The organism is Variovorax sp. DXTD-1 (assembly GCF_003984625.1).
Lineage (GTDB): Bacteria > Pseudomonadota > Gammaproteobacteria > Burkholderiales > Burkholderiaceae_C > Variovorax.
The window spans coordinates 21,438-44,761 of the sequence record NZ_RWKH01000029.1 but is presented as its reverse complement, the minus strand read 5'-3'; the positions used below and the strand labels follow the sequence as shown (position 1 = coordinate 44,761).

The 23,324-nt window shown below is 64.9% G+C and carries 21 protein-coding genes; 19 read left to right on the top strand and 2 right to left on the bottom strand.

Annotated features, from left to right (window positions below; all coding sequences use genetic code 11):
• Positions 1 to 5 precede the first annotated feature (5 nt).
• From EJI00_RS22655 to EJI00_RS22585, 15 genes are all read left to right on the top strand, one after another.
• Complete coding sequence (locus tag EJI00_RS22655) at positions 6 to 617, top strand: NADH-quinone oxidoreductase subunit C (protein ID WP_126749730.1); 612 nt, start codon at positions 6 to 8, stop codon at positions 615 to 617.
• A gap of 1 nt (position 618) precedes the next feature.
• Positions 619 to 1,872: an NADH-quinone oxidoreductase subunit D gene (locus EJI00_RS22650; protein ID WP_126749729.1), complete on the top strand. Its 1,254-nt coding sequence runs from the start codon at positions 619 to 621 to the stop codon at positions 1,870 to 1,872.
• Between the two features lie 10 nt (positions 1,873 to 1,882).
• Positions 1,883 to 2,440, top strand: a complete 558-nt coding sequence (gene nuoE / locus EJI00_RS22645; protein ID WP_260590820.1) for an NAD(P)H-dependent oxidoreductase subunit E — start codon at positions 1,883 to 1,885, stop codon at positions 2,438 to 2,440.
• On the top strand, positions 2,440 to 3,780 hold the full coding sequence (gene nuoF / locus EJI00_RS22640; protein ID WP_126749748.1) for an NADH-quinone oxidoreductase subunit NuoF: 1,341 nt from the start codon (positions 2,440 to 2,442) through the stop codon (positions 3,778 to 3,780). The genes nuoE and nuoF overlap by 1 nt, the downstream gene beginning before the upstream one ends.
• Before the next feature lie 76 nt (positions 3,781 to 3,856).
• Positions 3,857 to 6,022, top strand: coding sequence for an NADH-quinone oxidoreductase subunit NuoG (nuoG, locus tag EJI00_RS22635; RefSeq protein WP_126749728.1), 2,166 nt, complete (start codon positions 3,857 to 3,859; stop codon positions 6,020 to 6,022).
• A complete protein-coding gene (gene nuoH / locus EJI00_RS22630) occupies positions 6,019 to 7,095 on the top strand; it encodes an NADH-quinone oxidoreductase subunit NuoH (RefSeq protein ID WP_126749727.1) in 1,077 nt (358 codons plus the stop codon). The genes nuoG and nuoH overlap by 4 nt, the downstream gene beginning before the upstream one ends.
• A gap of 17 nt (positions 7,096 to 7,112) precedes the next feature.
• Complete coding sequence (gene nuoI, locus EJI00_RS22625) at positions 7,113 to 7,634, top strand: NADH-quinone oxidoreductase subunit NuoI (protein WP_055805171.1); 522 nt, start codon at positions 7,113 to 7,115, stop codon at positions 7,632 to 7,634.
• Between the two features lie 37 nt (positions 7,635 to 7,671).
• Positions 7,672 to 8,337 carry an NADH-quinone oxidoreductase subunit J gene (locus EJI00_RS22620; RefSeq protein ID WP_126749726.1) on the top strand — a complete coding sequence of 222 codons (666 nt, stop codon included), beginning with the start codon at positions 7,672 to 7,674 and terminating at the stop codon, positions 8,335 to 8,337.
• Positions 8,334 to 8,642, top strand: coding sequence for an NADH-quinone oxidoreductase subunit NuoK (gene nuoK / locus EJI00_RS22615; protein ID WP_012748597.1), 309 nt, complete (start codon positions 8,334 to 8,336; stop codon positions 8,640 to 8,642). The genes EJI00_RS22620 and nuoK overlap by 4 nt, the downstream gene beginning before the upstream one ends.
• Before the next feature lie 7 nt (positions 8,643 to 8,649).
• Entirely contained in the window at positions 8,650 to 10,686 is a 2,037-nt protein-coding gene (nuoL, locus tag EJI00_RS22610; protein ID WP_126749725.1) for an NADH-quinone oxidoreductase subunit L, read from the top strand.
• Positions 10,687 to 10,711: 25 nt separating this feature from the next.
• Positions 10,712 to 12,187, top strand: coding sequence for an NADH-quinone oxidoreductase subunit M (locus tag EJI00_RS22605; protein WP_126749724.1), 1,476 nt, complete (start codon positions 10,712 to 10,714; stop codon positions 12,185 to 12,187).
• Positions 12,188 to 12,211: 24 nt separating this feature from the next.
• A complete protein-coding gene (nuoN, locus tag EJI00_RS22600; protein ID WP_126749723.1) occupies positions 12,212 to 13,699 on the top strand; it encodes an NADH-quinone oxidoreductase subunit NuoN in 1,488 nt (495 codons plus the stop codon).
• 15 nt (positions 13,700 to 13,714) lie between these two features.
• The gene (locus EJI00_RS22595) at positions 13,715 to 14,020 is read left to right on the top strand and encodes a DUF2818 family protein (RefSeq protein ID WP_126749722.1); all 306 of its coding nucleotides are present in this window, start codon (positions 13,715 to 13,717) and stop codon (positions 14,018 to 14,020) included.
• Position 14,021: 1 nt separating this feature from the next.
• Positions 14,022 to 14,627, top strand: a complete 606-nt coding sequence (locus EJI00_RS22590; protein WP_126749721.1) for an NUDIX domain-containing protein — start codon at positions 14,022 to 14,024, stop codon at positions 14,625 to 14,627.
• 7 nt (positions 14,628 to 14,634) lie between these two features.
• Positions 14,635 to 15,099, top strand: coding sequence for a DUF1178 family protein (locus EJI00_RS22585; protein WP_126749720.1), 465 nt, complete (start codon positions 14,635 to 14,637; stop codon positions 15,097 to 15,099).
• Between the two features lie 51 nt (positions 15,100 to 15,150).
• Here EJI00_RS22585 and EJI00_RS22580 read toward each other — a convergent pair whose 3' ends face one another.
• A complete protein-coding gene (locus EJI00_RS22580) occupies positions 15,151 to 16,935 on the bottom strand; it encodes an ABC transporter transmembrane domain-containing protein (protein WP_126749719.1) in 1,785 nt (594 codons plus the stop codon).
• A 76-nt stretch (positions 16,936 to 17,011) separates the two neighbouring features.
• Here EJI00_RS22580 and EJI00_RS22575 point away from each other — a divergent pair, with 76 nt between their 5' ends.
• From EJI00_RS22575 to EJI00_RS22560, 4 genes are read left to right on the top strand one after another with little or no spacing between them, the layout of a single operon-like run.
• Positions 17,012 to 17,548 (top strand): MarR family winged helix-turn-helix transcriptional regulator, encoded by a 537-nt coding sequence (locus EJI00_RS22575; protein ID WP_126749718.1) that lies wholly within the window; start codon positions 17,012 to 17,014, stop codon positions 17,546 to 17,548.
• Positions 17,541 to 19,022, top strand: a complete 1,482-nt coding sequence (locus EJI00_RS22570; RefSeq protein WP_126749717.1) for an efflux transporter outer membrane subunit — start codon at positions 17,541 to 17,543, stop codon at positions 19,020 to 19,022. Before EJI00_RS22575 ends, EJI00_RS22570 begins: the two co-directional genes overlap by 8 nt.
• Positions 19,023 to 19,056: 34 nt before the next feature.
• On the top strand, positions 19,057 to 20,391 hold the full coding sequence (locus EJI00_RS22565) for an efflux RND transporter periplasmic adaptor subunit (RefSeq protein WP_126749716.1): 1,335 nt from the start codon (positions 19,057 to 19,059) through the stop codon (positions 20,389 to 20,391).
• 27 nt (positions 20,392 to 20,418) lie between these two features.
• Complete coding sequence (locus EJI00_RS22560; protein ID WP_126749715.1) at positions 20,419 to 21,984, top strand: DHA2 family efflux MFS transporter permease subunit; 1,566 nt, start codon at positions 20,419 to 20,421, stop codon at positions 21,982 to 21,984.
• 33 nt (positions 21,985 to 22,017) lie between these two features.
• Here EJI00_RS22560 and EJI00_RS22555 read toward each other — a convergent pair whose 3' ends face one another.
• On the bottom strand, positions 22,018 to 23,217 hold the full coding sequence (locus tag EJI00_RS22555) for an AGE family epimerase/isomerase (protein ID WP_126749747.1): 1,200 nt from the start codon (positions 23,215 to 23,217) through the stop codon (positions 22,018 to 22,020).
• Positions 23,218 to 23,324 lie beyond the last annotated feature (107 nt).

The following is a 23,324-nucleotide window of genomic DNA, read 5'->3' as shown; positions in this document are numbered from 1 at the left end:
CGACGATGACCGACTTTGCAATATCGCCGGAGGTGCTGCGCGCCACCATCGCCGAGACCCTCGGTGCCAAGGCCAAGAGCGTGACGATCGCGCTGGGCGAGGTGATCGTGGTGGTCGGCGCTGCCGACTACATCGAAGCCGCCACGCTGCTGCGCGATGCGCCCGGTTGCCGCTTCGAGCAGCTGATCGACCTCTGCGGCATGGACTATTCAGACTACCGCGAAGGCGAGTGGCAGGGCGAGCGCTATTGCGTCGTCACGCACCTGCTTTCGGTGAGCCTCAACCAGCGCGTGCGCCTCAAGGTGTTTGCGCCGAGCGAAGACCTGCCCGTGGTCGATTCGCTCCAGCCTGTGTGGAATGCCGCCACGTGGTTCGAGCGCGAAGCCTTCGACCTCTACGGCATCGTGTTCGAAGGGCATGACGACCTGCGCCGCATCCTGACCGACTACGGTTTCATCGGCCATCCGTTCCGCAAGGACTTCCCGGTGTCGGGACACGTCGAAATGCGCTACGACGAAGAGCAGAAGCGCGTCATCTACCAGCCGGTCTCCATCGAGCCGCGGGAAATCACGCCGCGCGTGATTCGCGAAGACAACTACGGCAGCGGTTTGCACTGATATGGCCGAAATCAAGAACTACACACTCAACTTCGGTCCCCAGCATCCTGCAGCGCACGGCGTGCTGCGCCTGGTGCTCGAGCTCGACGGCGAAGTGATCCAGCGCGCCGATCCGCACATCGGCCTGTTGCACCGCGCGACCGAAAAGCTCGCCGAATCGCGCACCTTCATCCAGTCGCTGCCGTACATGGACCGTCTCGACTACGTGTCGATGATGTCCAACGAGCACGCCTACTGCCTGGCCATCGAGCGGATGATGGGGCTCGAAGTGCCGATCCGCGCGCAGTACATCCGCGTGATGTTCGCCGAGATCACCCGCCTGCTGAACCACCTCTTGTGGCTCGGCGCGCACGGCCTCGACTGCGGCGCGATGAACATGCTCATCTACTGCTTCCGCGAGCGTGAAGACCTGTTCGACATGTACGAAGCCGTGTCGGGCGCGCGCATGCATGCGGCGTACTTCCGTCCGGGCGGCGTGTACCGCGACCTGCCGGATGCAATGCCGCAGTACAAGGTCAGCAAGATCAAGAACGCGAAGGCGATCGAACGTCTCAACGAGAATCGCCAGGGCTCGCTGCTCGACTTCATCGACGACTTCTGCAAGCGCTTCCCGAAGATGGTCGACGAGTACGAAACGCTGCTCACCGACAACCGCATCTGGAAGCAGCGCACCGTGGGCATCGGCGTGGTCACGCCGGAGCGTGCGCTGAACCTCGGCTTCACCGGGCCCATGCTGCGCGGCTCGGGCGTCGAATGGGATCTGCGCAAGAAGCAGCCCTACGACGTCTACGACCAGATGCAGTTCGACGTGCCGGTCGGCAAGACGGGCGACTGCTACGACCGCTACCTCGTGCGCGTGGAAGAAATGCGCCAGGCCAACAAGATCATCCAGCAGTGCTCGGCATGGCTGCGTGTCAACCCCGGCCCGGTCATCACCAGCAACCACAAGGTCGCCGCGCCCGCGCGCGAATCGATGAAGGCGAACATGGAGGAGCTGATCCACCATTTCAAGCTCTTCACCGAAGGCTTCCACGTGCCCGAAGGCGAGGCCTATGCCGCCGTCGAGCACCCGAAGGGCGAGTTCGGCATCTATCTCGTGAGCGACGGCGCCAACAAGCCGTATCGCCTGAAGATCCGCGCACCCGGTTTTCCGCACCTCGCCGCCCTCGACGAAATGTCGCGCGGTCACATGATCGCCGACGCTGTCGCGGTGATCGGCACGATGGATATCGTGTTCGGCGAAATCGACAGGTGAGAAAGAGCGAATGACGACTTCCTCGACCCACCATGACACGGCGCCTACGGCGCCTTCTGCTCCTCTGAAGCCCGCGATTCTCGAGCGCTTTGCGCGCGAGGTGGCCAAGTATCCCGAGGCGGGAAAGCAGTCGGCCGCGATGGCCTGCCTGGCCATCGTCCAGCAGGACGAAGGCTTCGTGAGCATGCAGCGCGAACGCGAGATCGCCGACTACCTCGGCATGGCGCCCATCGCCGTGCATGAGGTGACGACCTTCTACAACATGTACAACCAGCATCCGGTGGGCAAGTTCAAGCTCAACGTGTGCACCAACCTGCCGTGCCAGCTGCGTGACGGCGTCACCGCGCTCGTTCACCTCGAGAAGAAGCTCGGCATCAAGATGGGCGAGACCACGGCCGACGGCCTGTTCACGCTGCAGCAGAGCGAATGTTTGGGCGCCTGCGCCGATTCGCCCGTGATGCTGGTCAACGACCGCACCATGTGCAGCTTCATGAGCAACGAGAAACTCGACCAGCTCATCGACGGGCTGCGCACTTCCATTGGTGCAGCCAAAGGGGAGGCCGCATGATGTCGCCCGAACAAGTGCTCCAGCAGTTCCAGGCCACGGGCGTCCAGACCTGTTTCCATGACCGCCACATCGAGCCGCAGATCTATGCCGGCCTCGACGGTACCAACTGGCGCCTGGCCGACTACGAGGCGCGCGGCGGCTACCAGGCGCTGCGCAAGATCCTCACCGAGGGGCTCACGCCCGACCAGGTGATCGCCGAAGTGAAGGCATCGGGCCTGCGCGGCCGCGGCGGCGCAGGCTTTCCGACCGGCCTGAAGTGGAGCTTCATGCCGCGCCAGTTCCCGGGCCAGAAGTACCTCGTCTGCAATTCCGACGAAGGCGAGCCGGGCACCTGCAAGGACCGCGACATCCTGCAGTTCAACCCGCACATCGTGATCGAAGGCATGGCCATCGCCGCGTATGCGATGGGCATCAGCGTGGGCTACAACTACATCCACGGTGAGATCTTCCAGAGCTACGACCGCTTCGAGGAGGCCCTCGAAGAGGCACGCGCCGCCGGCTACCTCGGCGACGGCATCATGGGCAGCACGTACAACTTCCAGTTGCACGCGGCGCACGGATTCGGCGCCTACATCTGCGGCGAAGAAACCGCGCTGCTCGAGTCGCTCGAAGGCAAGAAGGGCCAGCCGCGCTTCAAGCCGCCGTTCCCGGCCAGCTTTGGCCTGTACGGCAAGCCGACCACCATCAACAACACCGAGACCTTCGCGGCGGTGCCCTGGATCATCCGCAACGGCGGCCAGGCCTACCTCGAGTGCGGCAAGCCGAACAACGGCGGCACCAAGATCTATTCGGTGAGCGGCGACGTCGAGCTGCCCGGCAACTACGAAGTGCCCATGGGCACGCCGTTCTCCAAGCTGCTTGAACTGGCCGGCGGCGTTCGCAAGGGCCGCACGCTCAAGGCCGTGATTCCCGGTGGATCGTCGTCGCCGGTGCTGCCGGCGTCGATCATGATGGAATGCACGATGGACTACGACTCCATCGCCAAGGCCGGCTCCATGCTGGGTTCGGGCGCGGTCATCGTCATGGACGACAGCCGCTCGATGGTCGAGTCGCTGCGGCGCCTCTCGTACTTCTACATGCACGAATCCTGCGGCCAGTGCACGCCCTGCCGCGAAGGCACGGGCTGGCTGTACCGCGTGGTCGACCGCATCCACAACGGGCAGGGCAGGGCGTCGGACATGGACCTGCTCAACTCCGTGGCAGACAACATCCAGGGCCGCACGATCTGCGCGCTCGGCGACGCGGCGGCCATGCCGGTGCGCGCCATGATCAAGCACTTCCGCCACGAGTTCGAGGCCTTGATTCCGGGCTACGTCCCGAAGGCGCCGGTCCAGGCATGAACCGCCGGGCCGTTCCCAAGGTGAATACCGCAGCCGAAGGCGGAGGCTGTCTGTTGGCGCGAGAAGAAACATACTCATGATCGAAATCGAACTCGACGGCAAGAAGGTCGACGTGACCGAAGGCAGCATGATCATGCATGCGGCCGACAAGGCGGGCACGTACATCCCGCACTTCTGCTATCACAAGAAGCTCAGCATCGCGGCCAACTGCCGCATGTGCCTGGTCGATGTGGAAAAGGCGCCCAAGCCGATGCCGGCCTGCGCCACGCCCGTCACGCAGGGCATGATCGTTCGCACCAAGAGCGAAAAGGCCATCAAGGCGCAGCAGTCGGTCATGGAGTTCCTCCTGATCAACCACCCGCTGGATTGCCCCATCTGCGACCAGGGCGGCGAGTGCCAGTTGCAAGACCTGGCCGTGGGCTACGGTGGTTCTTCTTCGCGCTACGAAGAAGAAAAGCGCGTCGTCTTCCACAAGGACGTCGGCCCGCTGATCAGCATGGAAGAGATGAGCCGCTGCATCCATTGCACGCGCTGCGTCCGCTTCGGCCAGGAAGTGGCCGGCGTGATGGAGCTCGGCATGACCCAGCGCGGCGAGCATTCCGAAATCGAAACCTTCCTCGGCGACTCGGTCGACTCGGAACTCTCGGGCAACATGATCGACATCTGCCCGGTCGGCGCGCTCACGAGCAAGCCGTTCCGCTACAGCGCCCGCACCTGGGAACTGTCGCGCCGCAAGTCGGTGAGCCCGCACGATTCCACCGGCGCCAACCTGATCGTCCAGGTCAAGAACAACCGCGTCATGCGCGTGGTGCCGCTCGAGAACGAAGACGTCAACGAATGCTGGATTGCCGACCGCGACCGCTTTTCGTACGAAGGGCTCAACGGCCCCGAACGCCTCACGCAGCCCATGCTCAAGCAGGGCGGCCAATGGCAGCAGGTCGACTGGCAGACCGCGCTCGAGTACGTGGCCAACGGCCTGAAGCAGATCAAGGCCGACCACGGCGCGCAGAGCATCGGCACGCTGGTCAGCCCGCACAGCACGCTCGAAGAGCTGCAGCTTGCCGCCATGCTCACGCGTGAGCTCGGCAGCGACAACATCGACTATCGCCTGCGCAATGCCGAATTCACGGCGTTCGAAGGCGTGCGCTGGCTCGGCACCTCGATCGCATCGCTCACGCAGTTGCAGCGCGCATTCGTGATCGGCTCGAACCTGCGCAAGGACCATCCGCTGTTCGCGCAGCGCATCCGCCAGGCCGTGCGCAAGGGCGCCGCGCTGTCGGTGCTGACCTCGTCCAACCTGATGGCGGACCGCGAAGCGTGGGCCATGAGCGTGGCGCAGGCATCGATCGTCGACGCCGGCCAGTGGGTCGAAGTGCTCGCCGGCGTTGCCGCCGCCGTGGGCCAGACCACCGGCCAGGCCGCGCCGCTCGCACCGGCAAACGCACCCGATGCCGCGGCGCAAGCCATTGCAGCTTCGCTGCTGAGCGGTGAGCGCAAGGCCATCCTGCTCGGCAATGCCGCCGCCCACCACGCGCAAGCCAGCAGCCTGCTGGCCCTTGCAAACTGGATCGGCACGCAGACCGGCGCCACTGTCGGCTACCTGACCGAAGCCGCCAACACCGTGGGTGCGCAGCTCGTCGGCGCATTCCCCAAGAACGGCGGCCTCGATGCCGGCCGCATGCTGACGGCGGGTTCCGGCCTCAAGGCCGTGATGCTGCTCAACACCGAACCGGTGTTCGACTCGGCCGCGGGTGCCGCAGCCGCCGATGTCATCGGCAATGCGCAAATGGTCGTCACCTTGAGCCCCTTCAAGGCCAACCTCGAGTTCAGTGACGTGCTGCTGCCCATCGCGCCGTTCACCGAAACGCCCGGTACCTTCGTCAACGCCGAAGGCCGCTTGCAAAGTTTCCATGCCGTCGTCAAGCCGCAAGGCGAGACGCGCCCGGCCTGGAAGGTGCTGCGCGTGCTGGCCAACCTGCTCGGGCTGCCTGGCTTTGCCTTCGAATCGACCGCTGAAGTGCTCCGCACCATCGGCGACAACGGCGCCGTGCCGGCAGATGCGCTTCGCAACGCAACCGCCGCGAAGGCCGTGGCTTCGAATGGTGCGGTTTCCGCACCCGTGGTGGCGAGCATCTATCAGCTCGACTCCATCGTGCGCCGCGCACCGTCGCTGCAACTCACCGCCGACGCGCGCAACGAAATGACGGCCGCACCGGCCCGTGCCGAGGAGGCATTGGCATGATCGACGCAGTGCATGCTTTCGGCCAAGGGCTGATCAACGCCGGCTGGTGGACGTCCGCGGGCTGGCCCGTGATCTGGACGCTGATCAAGATCATCGTGGTCGTGCTTCCGCTGATGGGCGCCGTGGCCTACCTCACGCTGTGGGAACGCAAGGCCATCGGCTTCACGCAGATCCGCGTGGGCCCGAACCGCATCGGGCCCCTGGGCCTGCTGCAGCCCATTGCCGACGCGCTCAAGTTGATGACCAAGGAAATCATTCTTCCGACGGTCGCCAACAAGGGCCTGTTCCTGCTGGGCCCGATCATGACCATCATGCCGGCGCTCGTCGCATGGGCCGTGATTCCGTTCGGCCCCGAAATGGCGCTGGCCAACATCAATGCCGGGCTGCTGTTCGTCATGGCCATCACCTCGCTCGAGGTCTACGGCGTGATCATCGCGGGCTGGGCTTCCAACTCGAAGTACGCCTTCCTGGGCGCGCTGCGCGCCTCGGCACAGATGGTGAGCTACGAAATCGCGATGGGCTTCTGCTTCGTCGTGGTGCTGATGGTTTCGGGCAGCCTGAACATGAGCGAAATCGTGAATGTGCAGGGCAAGGGTACCTTTGCCGAGATGGGCCTTGGCTTCCTGTCGTGGAACTGGCTGCCGCTGCTGCCGATCTTCGTCGTCTACTTCATCTCGGGCTTGGCCGAAACCAACCGCCACCCCTTCGACGTGGTCGAAGGCGAGTCCGAAATCGTCGCGGGCCACATGATCGAGTACTCGGGCATGAGCTTCGCGATGTTCTTCCTGGCCGAGTACGCCAACATGTGGCTGGTCTCGATCCTGTGCGTCGTGCTGTTCCTCGGCGGATGGCTGCCGCCGTTCGAGTTCCTGAGCTTCATCCCGGGCTGGATCTGGCTCGGTGCCAAGACTTTCTGCGTGGTCACCATGTTCCTGTGGGTTCGCTCGACGTTCCCGCGCTTCCGCTATGACCAGATCATGCGTCTGGGCTGGAAGATCTTCATTCCGGTCACGCTCGTGTGGCTGGTCGTGGTCGGCGCCTGGATGCAGACCCCGTTCAACATCTGGAAATAACTGGAAGCGCCAACATCATGTCTGCTGCGCATACCGCAACAACGTCCGCTCCGTTCTCGCTCAAGGACTTTCTGGGCAGCTTCATGCTGTTCGAACTGTTCAAGGGTCTGGCCATCACCGGCAAGTACGCTTTCGCCCGCAAGATCACGGTGCAATTCCCCGAAGAAAAAACGCCGCTGTCGCCGCGCTTTCGCGGCCTGCATGCGCTGCGCCGCTACGAAAACGGCGAAGAGCGCTGCATCGCCTGCAAGCTCTGCGAGGCCGTGTGCCCCGCGCTGGCCATCACCATCGAATCCGATGTGCGCGACGACGGCTCGCGCCGCACCACGCGCTACGACATCGACCTGACCAAGTGCATCTTCTGCGGTTTCTGCGAAGAAAGCTGCCCGGTCGATTCGATCGTCGAGACCCACATCTTCGAATATCACGGCGAAAAACGCGGCGACCTGTACTTCACCAAGGACATGCTGCTGGCCGTGGGCGATCGCTACGAAAAAGAAATTGCAGCGAACAAGGCGGCTGACGCCAAGTACCGCTGATCCGACCAGCCCGAACCCCGTACCAATTCGAATTCCAATGGACGTCAAGACCGGTCTGTTCTATCTGTTTGCCGCGGTGCTGCTGTTCGCGGCCTTCCGCGTCATCACCGCCCGCAACCCCGTGTACGCGGCGCTGTACCTGGTGCTCGCCTTCTTCCAGGCATCGGCGATCTGGCTGCTGCTGCGTGCCGAGTTCCTGGCGATTGCGCTGGTGCTCGTCTACGTCGGGGCGGTGATGGTGCTGTTCCTGTTCGTCGTGATGATGCTGGACATCAACGTGGACGGCTTGCGACAGGGGTTCTGGAAGCACTTTCCGCTGGCTGCCGGCGTGGGGGCGCTCATTGCGCTTGAAATGGCTGCGGTGCTGATGGGCGGCTTCCGCCTGGCCGAGGCGCCGCGCGCCGGGGCTGCCGTTGCGGCCAACAGCTCGAACACGCTCGAGCTCGGCAAGCTGCTTTATTCCGAGTACCTGTATCCGCTCGAAATTGCGGCCGTCATTCTGCTGGTGGCCATCGTGGCCGCCATTGCCCTGACGCTGCGTACCCGCAAGGACAGCAAGTACGTCAACCCGTCCGACCAGGTGCGCGTGAAGGCGCGCGACCGCGTGCGCATCGTGCAGATGCAGGTCACGCGCGCCGCCGAGCCGGTGGTGGAAGCACCCGCAGATGCAGGCGCAGCAGCGGCAAAGGAAAACAAGGCATGACGCTCACGCTCGGACACTTTCTTTCGCTCGGCGCAATGCTCTTTGCGCTCTCGGTGATCGGCATTTTCCTGAACCGCAAGAACCTCATCGTGCTGCTGATGGCTATCGAGCTGATGCTGCTCGCGGTGAACATGAACTTCGTGGCGTTCTCGTACTACCTGGGCGACATGCACGGCCAGATCTTCGTGTTCTTCATCCTGACGGTGGCCGCGGCCGAGTCGGCCATCGGCCTGGCCCTGCTGGTCCTGCTGTTCCGCAACAAGTCGAACATCAACGTCGACGAACTCAACTCGCTCAAGGGTTGACAGCAACATGAGCGCAACCCTTTCCGCATCCACCCTGCTGGCCGTGCCGCTGGCACCCCTGGTCGGCGCCGCCGTCGCAGGCCTGTTCGGCACGAAGTTCGGCGGCAACCACATCGGCCGCAAAGTCACGCATTCGCTGACCATCCTCGGCGTGCTGGTCGCCTTCATCATCTCGGCCATGACGCTGAAGTCGGTCGTCGTCGATGGCGCCCGCTTCAACGCCACCATCTACGAATGGATGGTGGTCGGCGGCCTGAAGATGGAAGTCGGCTTCCTGGTCGACGGCCTCACGGCCATGATGATGTGCGTGGTGACCTTCGTCTCGCTGATGGTGCACATCTACACCATCGGCTACATGGAAGAAGACGAGGGCTACAACCGCTTCTTCGCGTACATCTCGCTCTTCACCTTCTCGATGCTGATGCTCGTCATGAGCAACAACATGCTCCAGCTGTTCTTCGGCTGGGAAGCGGTGGGCCTGGTGTCGTACCTGCTGATCGGCTTCTGGTTCAACAAGCCCACGGCCATCTTCGCCAACATGAAGGCCTTCCTGGTCAACCGCGTGGGCGACTTCGGCTTCATCCTGGGCATCGGCCTGATCGCGGCCTATGCCGGCACACTGAACTACGGCGAAGCCTTTGCCAAGGCCGGCACGCTGGCCGGCATCACGTTCCCCGGCACCGAGTGGATGCTGGTGACCGTGATCTGCATCTGCCTGTTCATCGGCGCCATGGGCAAGAGCGCGCAGTTCCCGCTGCACGTGTGGCTGCCCGACTCGATGGAAGGCCCGACGCCCATCTCCGCGCTGATCCACGCGGCAACGATGGTGACGGCAGGCATCTTCATGGTGGCGCGCATGTCGCCGCTGTTCGAACTCAGCGACACGGCGCTGTCGTTCATCCTGGTGATCGGCGCCATCACGGCGCTGTTCATGGGCTTCCTGGGCATCATCCAGAACGACATCAAGCGCGTGGTGGCGTACTCGACGCTCTCGCAGCTCGGCTACATGACGGTGGCGCTCGGCGCCTCGGCCTATTCGGTCGCGGTGTTCCACCTGATGACACACGCCTTCTTCAAGGCGCTGCTGTTCCTGGGCGCGGGCTCGGTGATCATCGGCATGCACCACAATCAGGACATCCGCTGGATGGGCGGCGTGCGCAAGTACATGCCCATCACCTGGATCACGTCGCTGCTGGGGTCGCTCGCGCTGATCGGCACGCCGTTCTTCTCGGGCTTCTACTCGAAGGACAGCATCATCGAGGCGGTGCACGAAAGCCACCTGTGGGGTGCGCAGTTTGCTTACTACGCAGTGCTGGCAGGCGTGTTCGTGACGGCGTTCTACTCGTTCCGCATGTACTTCCTGGTGTTCCACGGCAAGGAGCGCTACGACCAGAACCCCGACGCACACCATGACGACCATGCCGCGCATGGCGACGACCACGGCCATGGCCACCACGACCACAAGCCGCACGAGTCGCCGATGGTGGTCTGGCTGCCGCTGGTGCTGCTGGCCATTCCGTCCGTGGTGATCGGCTTCATGACGATCCAGCCGATGCTCTTCGGCGAGTTCTTCAAGGACGCGATCTTCGTGGACGCCGCCAAGCACCACGCCATGAAGGAACTCGGCGAAGCCTTCCACGGCCCGGTCGCCATGGCGATTCACGGCTTGCAGACGGCGCCGTTCTGGCTGGCTCTGGCGGGCGTGGTTGTTTCGTACCTCATGTACATGCAGTTCCCGGCGGTGCCGACTGCGATCAAGCGCGCCTTCGGCCCGGTCTATCGCCTGCTCGACAACAAGTACTACCTCGACTGGATCAACGAGAACATCATCGCCCGCGGTGCGCGTGCCCTTGGCACCGGCCTGTGGAAGGGCGGTGACCAGGCGCTGATCGATGGTGCCGTGGTCAATGGTTCGTGGAAGGTCGTCGGCCGCATCTCCGGTGTGGTGCGGTGGCTGCAGTCGGGCTACATCTATCACTACGCCTTTGCGATGCTGCTCGGCATCTTCATCCTGATGACGTACTTCGTCTGGTTCAAACGCTGAGCCCGAACGCTGGAGAAAAAGAAAAATGGGTTTGTTGAGCCTTGCCATCTGGGTGCCGATCGCATTCGGTACCGCGCTGCTGGCGTTTGGGCGTGACGAGAACGCCAGGGGCGTGCGCTGGGTCGCACTGGTCGGCGCGATCGTCAGCTTCCTGGTCACCGTGCCGCTTTACACCGGCTTCCAGAACGGCACCGCCGCAATGCAGTTCGTCGAGAAGACGAGCTGGATCGCGCGCTTCAACGTCAACTACCACCTCGGTGTCGACGGGTTGTCGCTCTGGCTGGTGCTGCTGACCTCGTTCATTACCGTGGTAGTCGTGATCTCGGCCTGGGAAGTGATTACCGAGCGCGTCAACCAGTACATGGGCGCGTTCCTGATTCTTTCGGGTTTCATGATCGGCGTATTCGCCGCGCTCGACGGCGTGCTTTTCTACGTGTTCTTCGAAGCCACGCTGATCCCGATGTACCTGATCATCGGCATCTGGGGCGGCCCGAACAAGATCTACGCGGCGTTCAAGTTCTTCATCTACACCTTGCTCGGCTCGCTGCTGATGCTGGTGGCGCTGATCTACCTGTACAACAAGTCGGGCGGCAGCTTCGACATCCTGACCTGGCACAAGCTGCCGCTGGATTCGAAGGCGCAGACCTTCCTGTTCTTCGCGTTCTTCGCCGCCTTTGCCGTCAAGGTGCCGATGTGGCCGGTCCACACCTGGCTGCCCGACGTGCACGTCGAGGCGCCGACCGGCGGCTCGGCCGTGCTGGCGGCCATCATGCTGAAGCTCGGCGCCTATGGCTTCCTGCGCTTCTCGATGCCGATCGCACCCGATGCCTCGCACGAATGGGCCTGGCTCATGATCGCGCTGTCGCTCATCGCGGTGATCTACGTCGGCCTGGTGGCGCTGGTGCAGGAAGACATGAAGAAGCTCGTGGCTTATTCATCGGTTGCGCACATGGGCTTCGTGACGCTCGGCTTCTTCATCTTCAACGAGCTGGGCGTGTCCGGCGGCATCGTGCAGATGATTGCGCACGGTTTCGTCTCGGGCGCCATGTTCCTGGGCATCGGCGTGCTCTATGACCGCGTGCATTCGCGCCAGATTGCCGACTACGGCGGCGTGGTGAACACCATGCCCAAGTTTGCCGCGTTCGCGCTACTGTTCGCCATGGCCAATTGCGGCCTGCCGGGCACCGCCGGTTTCGTGGGCGAGTGGATGGTCATCCTGGGCGCGGTCAAGTACAACTTCTGGATCGGCCTCGGCTCCGCAACGGCACTGATCTTCGGTGCGGCCTACACCCTCTGGATGTACAAGCGCGTGTACCTTGGCCCGGTCGGCAACGACCACGTCAAGGAACTCACCGACATCAATGCCCGCGAATTCCTGATGCTCTCGCTGCTGGCCATTGCCGTGCTGTGGATGGGCATCTATCCGAAGCCGTTCACCGATGTGATGGACGCTTCCGTGACGGAGCTCCTGCGCCACGTGGCAACGTCCAAACTGCCCTGATTCCACGCTGAAGAAGAGAACGAGATGATTGACAAACTCAGCTGGGTCGCGATCTACCCCGAAATCGTGCTGCTGGTCATGGCCTGCATCATTGCGCTGGTCGACCTGTCGACCACCAGCCCCCGCCGCACGCGAACCTACATCCTCACACTGCTCACGCTGGCCGTGGTGGCCGTGCTGACCGGCATGGCCGCCAACGACGGCAAGACGATCTACGGCTTTGGCGGCATGGTCGTGAGCGACCCCATGGGCAACTGGCTCAAGTGCTTTGCCACGGTTGCGCTGATGGTCACGCTGGTCTACGGCCGTCCCTACGCGGCAGACCGCGAGATGCTGCGTGGCGGCGAACTGTTCACCATCAGCATGTTCGCGCTGCTGGGCATGTTCGTGATGATTTCGGGCAGCAACTTCCTCCTGATCTACCTGGGTCTCGAATTGCTCACGCTGTCGAGCTACGCCCTGGTGGCGCTGCGCCGCGACAACGCGGTGGCCAGCGAAGCGGCCATGAAGTACTTCGTGCTCGGCGCCATGGCCAGCGGCTTCTTGCTCTACGGCCTTTCGATGCTGTACGGCGCCACCGGCTCGCTCGACGTGAACGAAGTGTTCAAGATCATCGCCAGCGGCAAGGTCAACCACCAGGTGCTGGTGTTCGGCCTGGTGTTCATCGTGGCGGGCCTGGCCTTCAAGGTGGGGGCGGCGCCTTTCCACATGTGGGTGCCCGACGTGTACCAGGGCGCACCGACCGCGGTCACGCTGTTGATCGGCGCGGCGCCCGAGCTGGCCGCCTTTGCCATCATCATCCGGCTGCTGGTGGAAGGGCTGCTGCCGCTGGCCATCGACTGGCAGCAGATGCTGGCCCTGCTGGCGATTGCGTCGCTGCTGGTGGGCAACCTGGCCGCCATTGCGCAGACCAACCTCAAGCGCATGCTGGCCTACTCGACCATTGCGCAGATGGGCTTCATGCTGCTGGGCCTGGTGGCGGGCGTGGTCAACGGCAACACCTACAACGCGCAGTTCGCATACAGCGCGTCGATGTTCTACATCGTGACCTACGTTCTGACCACGCTGGCGAGCTTCGGCATCATTCTGCTGCTGGCGCGCGAAGGCTTCGAAAGCGAAGAAATCACCGATCTGGCCGGCCTGAACCAGCGCAGCCCGCTGTATGCCGGCGTGATGGCCATTGCGATGTTCTCGCTCGCCGGCCTGCCGCCGCTGGTCGGGTTCTACGCCAAGCTCGCGGTGCTCCAGGCGCTGATCGCCTCGGGCCAGGCGATCTACATCGGTCTTGCGGTGTTCGCGGTGATCATGTCGCTGATCGGCGCCTTCTACTACCTGCGCGTGGTCAAGGTCATGTACTTCGATGCGCCCGTTACCGCCAGCACCGTGTCGGCGCCGCGCGACGTGCGCGCCGTGCTCTCGGTCAATGGCCTGCTCATTCTCGTGCTGGGCATTGTTCCCGGCGGCCTCATGACGCTGTGCGCCAAGGCGATCGTGGCCACGCTGGCCAACTGATCGCGGTTGCCCACGGTGTCGCAAACCGCGTCGGTCTGGGTCGTTCTGCTGGTGGCGCTGGTGGCGGCCAACCTGCCGTTCCTCAATGAGCGGTTGTTCGGTGTCGTGCCGCTGGCCACGCAGCCCAAGCCGCTCGCGGTGCGGCTCGCCGAACTGGTGGTGCTGTACTTCGTGGCCGGCGGCGTCGGCCTGCTGTTCGAGAGCCGGGCAGGGCAGATTGCCCCGCAGGGCTGGGAGTTCTACGCCGTGACCGGTGCTCTCTTCATCGTGCTGGCCTTTCCCGGTTTCACCTGGCGCTACCTGATGAAACACAGGCACTGACATGACCGATCCCGCCATCGATTCGCACCTGAAGGAAGAGCGCACGGCCAGCGAGGTTCTGCTCAAGGGCAATTTCCTCCAGGTCTGCCGCGACACCGTGCGGCTGCCCGACGGGCATACCGCCACGCGCGAATACGTGATTCATCCGGGCGCCGTGGTGGTGGTTCCCCTTCTTGACGATGGCCGTGTGGTGCTGGAGCGGCAATACCGCTATCCGGTCGGACATGTGATGGTCGAGTTTCCGGCCGGCAAGCTCGATGCGGGCGAAGATCCGCTGGTTTGCGGCCAGCGCGAACTGCTCGAGGAAACTGGCTACACCGCGCGCGAATGGGCCTATGCCGGCGCCATGCACCTGGCGGTGGCGTATTCCACCGAGATCATCCACATCTACTTTGCGCGCGGCCTCTCGCTCGGCACGCGCCAGCTCGACCACGGCGAATTCCTCGACGTGTTCACGGCCACGCCGCAAGAAGTGGCCGACTGGTGCCGCGAAGGCAAGATCACCGACGCGAAGTCGCTCACTTGCACGCTGTGGCTGCAGAACGTCCTTTCGGGCGCATGGGCGCTCGATTGGCAGGGTACCGCTTCGCAAGGCGGCGCGGGATAATCCGCGCATGAAGGTTCTCGATCTCCGCTGCTCGCACGGCCACGGCTTCGAAGGCTGGTTTGCGTCCAACGAAGCTTTTGAAAGTCAACTTGCCGATGGCCTGGTCGAATGCCCGGTCTGCGCCGACACGCGCATCGTCAAGCTGTTGAGCGCACCGCGCCTCAACCTGGGCAATGCCAAGGCGCCCGCAGAGGCCGCCGCATCGCCGGCACCCGCAGCATCTTCAGCCCGGGTGCCCGTCGAATCGTCTCCAGAGGCGCGCTGGATGCGCGCCGTGCGTGAAGTTCTTGCAAAGACCGAGGACGTCGGCGACCGCTTCGCCGATGAGGCGCGCAAGATGCATTACGGCGAAACCGAAGAGCGCGGTATCCGCGGCCAGGCGACCCGCGAGCAGACCGAAGCGCTGCTCGACGAGGGCATTCCCGTCATGCCGCTGCCGATTCCCGCGGCGCTCAAGGAAACGCTGCAATAGGCTGCGTCTCTGGTGCGTCTATGCTGCGGACTTGCCGCAGCGACAACAGGGTCAAGCAGTGAATTGAAGCGCAGCCAGGCGGGCATACACCCCGCCTTGCGCCACCAGCGTGGCATGCGTTCCCTGTTCCACGATGCCGCCATGGTCGAGCACGATGATGCGGTCGGCCTTCTGCACCGTGGCGAGCCTGTGCGCAATGACCAGCGTGGTGCGGCCTTCCATGGCCGACTCGAGCGCGGCCTGCACCATGCGCTCGCTCTCGGCATCGAGCGCACTCGTGGCTTCGTCGAGCAGCAGCAGCGGCGGGTTCTTGAGAATGGCGCGTGCAATCGCGATGCGCTGTCGCTGTCCGCCCGACAGGCGCACCCCGCGTTCGCCAAGGAAGGTGTCGTAGCCCTCAGGCAGCGCTTGCAAAAAGTCGTGTGCAAAGGCCGCGCGCGCAGCCGCATGCACCTCGTCGGCCGTCGCCTCCGGGCGGCCATAGCGAATGTTCTCGAAGGCGCTGGCCGAGAAGATCACCGCGTCTTGCGGCACCAGGCCAATGCGGGTGCGCAGGTCCGGCAATGCCAATGAAGCCAGCGGCGCGCCATCGAGCAGCAGCCGGCCCGACTGCGGATCGTAGTAGCGCAGCAGCAGCTGGAACACCGTGCTTTTGCCCGCGCCGCTCGAACCCACCAGCGCCACCGTTTCGCCGGGAGCAATGTCCAGGCTGAAGTCTTTCAGCGCTGGCGTGCCGGGCCTGGAGGGGTAGTGGAAAGTGACCGCCTCGAACTTGACGGCGCTGCCCGCCACCGGAACCGGCGCGGCCGCGGGATTCGCCGGCGAAACGATGGCCGCCGGCGCGTGCAACAGCTCCATCAGGCGCTCGGTCGCGCCCGCTGCCCGCAACAGGTCGCCATAGACCTCGCCGAGCACGGCGGTCGCGCTTGCAAGAATGGCGACGTAGACGACCGTCTGGCCGAGGTGGCCGGCTGTGATGTCGCCGCGCAGCACGGCCTGCGTGCCCTGGTACAGGCCCCAGAGCAGCGCCGCCGACGTGGCGATGATGATGAATGCCACCAGCACCGAACGCGCCTTGGTGCGCCGCACGGCCGTTCTGAAGGCGTTCTCGGTTGACGCATTGAAGCGGCCGGCTTCGCGCGCTTCGGCCGTGTAGCTTTGCACCACCGGAATCGCGTTGAGCACCTCGGCCGCGATGGCGCTCGAATCGGCCACGCGGTCCTGGCTGGCGCGCGAGAGTTTGCGCACCCGCCGGCCGAACCACATGCTCGGCAGCACCACCAGCACCAGAATGCCCAGCACCTGCACCATCACATAGGGGTTGGTCCAGATCAGCACCGCCAGCGCGCCCACGCCCATGACGGCATTGCGCAGTCCCATGCTGAGGGACGAGCCGACCACCGTCTGTACCAGCGTGGTGTCCGCCGTCAGGCGCGACAGCACTTCGCCGGTCTGCGTCGTTTCGAAGAACGCCGGGCTCTGGCGCAGCACATGGCCGTAGACCGCGTTGCGCAGATCCGCCGTCACGCGCTCGCCGAGCCAGCTCACCGTATAGAAGCGCGCCGCCGAGAACAGGCCCAGCGCGACGGCCACGGCGAAGAGGGCGCCGAAATGTTCGCGCAGCGCCATGGTCTGCGCGCCCTTGTCGGAGCTGACCAGTCCGCCGTCGATCAGGCTTCGCAGCGCCAGCGGAAACACCAGCGTCGTGACGGCAGCCATCACCAGAAAAATGCCCGCCAGGACGATCTGCACGCGGTAGGGCCGAAGAAAAGGGCTCAGGCCCGACAGCGATCGGGGCGAGCCCTTGGCCGGTGAGGACAGGGGGGAAGAAGCCATGGCGCGGATTCTACCGACCCTTGCCTTCACAAAGGCAGCCTTGACAATAATTGCTGAGGCAACTAATATTCAGGCCATGAGCGATACAGACACCCCGCAAGTCCCGCCGGCTTCTGGAGGCGCCGAGCGCCGGCCGGCCGACTTCTATCGCGCCGAGACCTACCAGGCCGAAGAGAGCATCGGCTATCTCATGCGCCGCATCTTGAGTGCGGTGGCGCAGGCGGTCGAAACCCGCATGTGCGAGCCCGGCAGCCCGACCTTTCCGCAATGGCTGCCGCTGTACAAGCTGCACGTCGGCGCCGCCACCACGGTGGCCGAACTCGCCCGCGCCTGTGAACTCGACACGGGTGCGATGACGCGCCTGCTCGACCGCCTCGAAGCCAAGGGCCTGTGCCGCCGTGTGCGATCGCTCGAAGACCGTCGCGTGGTCAACATCGAACTCACCGAAGAAGGCCGCGCCGCCGCCAAGGAAGTGCCGTACGTGCTCAGCCGCGTGCAGAACGAACACCTGGCGGGTTTCACCAAAGAGGAATGGGAGCAGCTCAAGGGCTATCTGCGCCGCATCCTCGACAACGCGCAGGCCCTTGCAGCCCGTGGAGAAAAAAATGACTGATTCTTTTGCTGCCTGCGCCGTGCGGCGCGCCCCCGTCATGGCCGCCGCGCTGCTGGTGGTTGCGCTGGCCGGCTGTGCCGACATGGCCGGCATCGGTTCGCATGCCAGGCTGCGCGATGCGTCGTCGCTCGGCATTGCCGCGGACACCAGCGCCGCGGTCGTGCCCAGTGTCGACAGCCAATGGTGGCGGGCATTCGGCGACGCGCAACTCAACACGCTGGTCGACCAGGCCGTGGCCGGCAATCCGAACCTCCAGGTGGCACGTGCACGCCTCGCGCGGGCGCAGGCTTCCGCGGACATTGCCGAGTCGGCGCTGAAGCCCAAGGTGAACGGCGAGCTCGACCTGAACCGCCAGAAGTTCAACAGCAACTACATCTATCCTGCACCGCTCGGCGGTTCGACCCAGAACATCGGCCTGCTGCAGCTCGGCGCAAGCTGGGAGCTCGACTTCTTCGGCAAGAACCGCACCGCGCTCGAGGCCGCTATCGGCGCCGCCAACGCAGCCGCGGCCGACGCCGATGCCGCGCGCGTGCTGCTGGCCAGCAACGTGGCGCGCAGCTACTTTCAATGGGCCCGGTTGAACGAGCAGCTTGGCGTGGCCCAGCGCACGCTGGCCCAGCGCGATGAAACGCTCAAGCTCGTGCGCGACCGCGTGTCCGCCGGCCTCGACACTCGCCTCGAGCTGCGCCAGAGCGAAGGCGGCCTGCCCGAGGCACGCCAGCAGATCGAAGCGCTCAACGAACAGATCGCGCTGCAGCAGCATGCGCTCGATGCGCTCGTGGGCCAGCCCAACGTGTCCGCATCGCTCAAGCCACCGGTGCTGGAAACCGTCAAGCCCATTGCGCTGCAGGCCAACATTCCGGCCGACCTGCTCGGCCGCCGTGCCGACATTGCGGCCGCGCGTTGGCGCGTCGAAGCCGCCACCAGCGACGTGGCGAATGCCAAGACGCAGTTCTATCCCAACGTGAACCTCACGGCCTTCGTCGGCTTCCAGAGCCTGGGCTTCGGCAAGCTGCTCAAGTCGGGCAGCGAGCAGTGGGGCGTGGGCCCCGCCATCCATCTGCCGATCTTCGAAGGCGGCCAACTGCGCGCCAACCTGCGCGGCAAGGCGGCCGATCTCGACGCCGCCATCGAGAGCTACAACGCCGCCGTGATCGATGCGGTGCGCGATGCGGCCGACCAGGTGTCGAGCGCGCAGTCGATCGCGCGCCAGCAGGCCGAACAACGCGACGCGCAGACCGCGGCCGAAGGCGCCTACGACATTGCCGTGCAGCGCTATCGCGCGGGCCTTGGCAACTACCTCAACGTGCTGACCGCGGAAACCGCCGTGCTCGCACAACGCCGCCTGGCCGTGGACCTTGCCGCCCGCGCCCTCGACACGCAAGTGGGCCTGGCGCGCGCCCTCGGCGGCGGCTGGCAAGCACCAGCCACGACCACGGCCAATGCGCCGGCTTCATCCGCCGCACTGAACTGAACCGACTTTTTTCGTCTTCGGAAAGAACTTCATCATGAGCGATAACAACACTCCGACGCCCGCTGCCACTGCAGCCTCCGCAACGCCTGAAGCCCCGTCCGGCAACGGCAAGCGCCGCCGCGCGCTCACCGCGCTGGCCGCGGTGGTCATCGTCGCCGGCGGCGGCTGGGGCCTCTACGAATGGCTGGTTGCCAGCCACTACGAGAACACCGACAACGCCTACGTGCAGGGCAACGTGATCCAGATCACGCCGCAGATCGGCGGCACCGTCATGGCCATCAACGCCGACGACACCGACTTCGTGAAGGCCGGCCAGCCGCTGGTGCAGCTGGACCCCGCCGATGCGAAGGTGGCGCTCGAGCAGGCCGAGGCTGCGCTCGCGCAAGCTGTGCGCCAGGTGCGCACGCTGTACGCCAACAACGGCTCGCTCGCGGCGCAGGTCAGTCTGCGCCAGGCCGACATCGTCAAGGCGCAGAGCGACATCGCCAAGGCGCAGGACGACCTGCAGCGCCGCCGCGCGCTGTCGGGCAACGGCGCGGTCTCGAAGGAAGAGCTCAACCACGCCGAAACCGCGCTCGACAACGCCAAGAGCCAGCTCGCAGCGGCGCAGGCCGGCGTGGTGGCCGCGCGCGAGCAGCTTGCAAGCAACCAGTCGCTGACCGAAGGCACCAGCGTGGCCCAGCACCCCAGCGTGCTGGCCGCCGCCGCCAAGGTGCGCGAGGCCTACCTCGCCACGCAGCGCGTGGCCATGCCCGCGCCCGTGGACGGCTACGTTGCCAAGCGCACGGTGCAGCTCGGCCAACGCGTGGCCGCCGGCACGCCGATGATGTCGATCGTGCCGCTCAACCAGCTGTGGGTCGACGCCAACTTCAAGGAAGTGCAGCTGCGCAACATCCGCATCGACCAGCCCGTGAAGCTCACCGCCGACGTGTACGGCAAGAAGGTCGAGTACACCGGCAAGGTCGCGGGCCTGGGCGTGGGCACCGGCAGTGCATTCGCGCTGCTGCCGGCGCAAAACGCTACCGGCAACTGGATCAAGGTGGTGCAGCGCGTGCCTGTTCGCATTGCGCTCGACCCCGAGCAGCTCAAGGCCAACCCGCTGCGCATCGGCCTTTCGATGGACGCGGAGATCGACATCACGCAGAAGGGCGGCAAGATGCTGGCCGATGCGCCGCGCGCCACGGCCATTTCGCAGACCCAGGTCTACAGCAAGCTCGACGACGGTGCCAATGCAGAGGTCGATCGCATCGTGGCCGCCAACCTCGGCCGCAGCGCGCCCGGCGCCGCGCAGCCGGCGGGCCGTGCCGCAGCAACGTCCGCAACCGCCGGCAACGCGGGCCACACGGCATCGCAGTCGCACCCCGGCTGATCGCCGCCGGTCTTCAAGGCAAAGCCAATGGCCACTGCTGCCGCTCCCGCTTACGTAGCGCCGCCGCCGCTCGAGGGCTCCGCCCGCGTGTGGGGCACCATCGCGCTCTCTGCGGCAACGTTCATGAACGTGCTCGACTCGTCGATCGCGAACGTGTCGTTGCCGGCCATCTCGGGCGACCTGGGGGTGAGCACCACCCAGGGCACCTGGGTCATCACCAGCTTTGCGGTGGCCAACGCCATCGCGGTGCCGCTCACGGGTTTCATGACCCAGCGCTTCGGCCAGGTGCGCCTGTTCATGGCCAGCGTGATCCTGTTCATGATCAGCTCGCTGCTGTGCGGCCTGGCGCCCAACATGACCACGCTGATCGCGTTCCGCGCGCTGCAGGGTTTCGTCGCGGGCCCGATGATTCCGCTGTCGCAGACGCTGCTGCTGTCGAGCTACCCGCGCGCCAAGGCCGGCCTTGCCATGGCGATGTGGTCGATGACCACGCTCGTGGCGCCCGTGATGGGGCCGCTCCTTGGCGGCTGGATCACCGACAACATCTCGTGGCCGTGGATCTTCTACATCAACATTCCCGTGGGCATTGTTGCGGCGGCCATCACCTGGGCGCTTTACCGCGACCGTGAAAGCACCACGCGCAAGGTGCCCATCGACGCCATCGGCCTCGCACTGCTGGTGCTGTGGGTCGGCGCGATGCAGCTCATGCTCGACAAGGGCAAGGAGCTCGACTGGTTCCATTCGCCAGAGATCATCACGATGGCGGTCGTGGCCGTGGTCGGCTTCGCGTTCTTCCTGATCTGGGAACTCACCGACAAGCACCCGGTGGTCGACCTGTCGCTCTTCAAGCGGCGCAACTTCTGGTCGGGTGCGGTAGCCACCGCGGTGGCCTACGGCCTGTTCTTCGGCAACGTGGTGCTGCTGCCGCTGTGGCTGCAGCAATGGATGGGCTACACCGCCACGCAGGCCGGCATGATCATGGCGCCGGTGGGGCTGCTGGCCATCTTCTTCTCGCCGGTGGTGGGGCTCACGGTGTCCAAGATCGATCCGCGCCGCTATGCGACCTTCTCGTTCCTGGTGTTCGCGCTGGTGCTGTGGATGCGGTCGAACTTCAACACGCAGGCCGACTTCGTGACGATCATCATCCCGACGATCATCCAGGGCATTGCGATGGCGTTCTTCTTCATTCCGCTGGTGACCATCACGCTCTCGGGCCTCACGCCCGACCGCATTCCGGCGGCATCGGGGTTGTCGAACTTCCTGCGCATTACCGCGGGCGCCATGGGCACTTCGATCACCACGACGCTGTGGGAGAACCGTGCGGCGCTGCATCACTCGCAACTGGCCGAATCGGTGAACCTGGGCAATGGCGCGGCAACCAGCGCGATGAACGGCCTGGCAAGCAGCGGCTTGAACAACGAGCAGGTGCTGGACCAGATCAACCGGCTGGTCGACCAGCAGTCGTTCATGCTGGCCGCGAACGACATCTTCTATGCGTCGGCCATTCTGTTCCTGCTGCTGATCCCGCTGGTGTGGCTGGCACGGCCGCAGAAGGGCGGTGCGGGTGGCGACGCCGCGGCAGGCGCGCACTAGGCTTCAGGCAAAGTCGCGGAGGGGGCGCGCTGGTCACGCGCCCAGCGCGCGCAGCACGTCGTAGCACGCGCCCATGGTGTGATAGTCGGTCTTGCCGGCGGGGCTCTTCTCGTCGCTGATCTTGCGGTTGTCGGGCGTGAGAATGCGGTACCAGGCCCCGTGCCGGTGGTCGACAAAGTGCTCCCAGCTATAGGCCCAGATGCGGTCGTACCAGTTCCAGTAGCCCTCGTCGCCGGTGCGCACGGCCAGCAGCGCCGCGGCGGCGAAGCTTTCGGCCTGCACCCAGAAGTACTTGTCGCCGTCGCACACCTCACCGTCGGGGCCGAATCCGTAGACGAGGCCGCCATGCTCCGCGTCCCACCCCCGCTGCATGGCGGTGTCGAAGAAATGCCTGGCACGCAGCACGATCCACTCCGCTTCACGGCCCGAGGCAACAAGCGCTCGCTCCAGCTGCAGCAGCAGCTTGGTCCACTCGGTGAGATGGCCGGTCTGAAAACCCCAGGGCCGGAAGATGTTGGTCTTGTCGCCGCGGTTGTAGTCCCAGTCGATCGACCAGTCTTCGCGGTAGTGCTCCCACACGAGTCCGCCGGCCAGCTCGGCGAGCTTGCCCGTCACCGATTCCGCAAGCGCCAGCGCACGATCGAGATAGCGCGCCTCCTTCGTGGCTTCGTATGCGGCAAGCATCGCCTCGCAGGCGTGCATGTTGGCGTTCTGGCCCCGATAGGGCCCGACTTGCCAATCAGGAGTGGCCTCGTCGGCATACAACGCATGTTGCGGCTCCCAGAAACGCTGTTCCATCAACTGCCAGGTTTGCTCCAGTCCCGCGCGCGCGTCGCCGATGCCCGCCATCAGCGCGTGCGCGTGAGCAAGCAGCACGAAGGCGAGGCCGTAGCAATGGTTCGTGCTGTCCTGCACGCCGGCTTGCGCATCGTGCCAGTCGATCTGCCATGCATAGCCGCCTCCCGGCTGTGCATGCGCGCGCTGCACGAACGCGAGACCGTGGCGTGCCGCCTCCAGATCCTCCGGTCTGCCGAAGCGCCGGTACGCCATGGCATGGTTGAAGACGAAGCGGGTGCTGCTGACCAGGTGGCGCGTGCGCCGGTCGTACACCGCGCCGTCGTCCTTGAAGAAGTGGAAGAAGCCGCCTGAGGGGTCGCGGCTGACCGGCGCATAGAACGCCAGCGTGTTCAGGATGTGGTCAGCAAGAAAGTCGGGTGAGCGGAAGTTCGGCATGGGCAGCACGGGAGTAAGGGTTCGAACCGATGGGTCATTGTCATTGTGACGACAGTCGCCCGATGCCGGAACCGCCGGTGCGGGCAGGTTGCACTGCAGCATAGGCA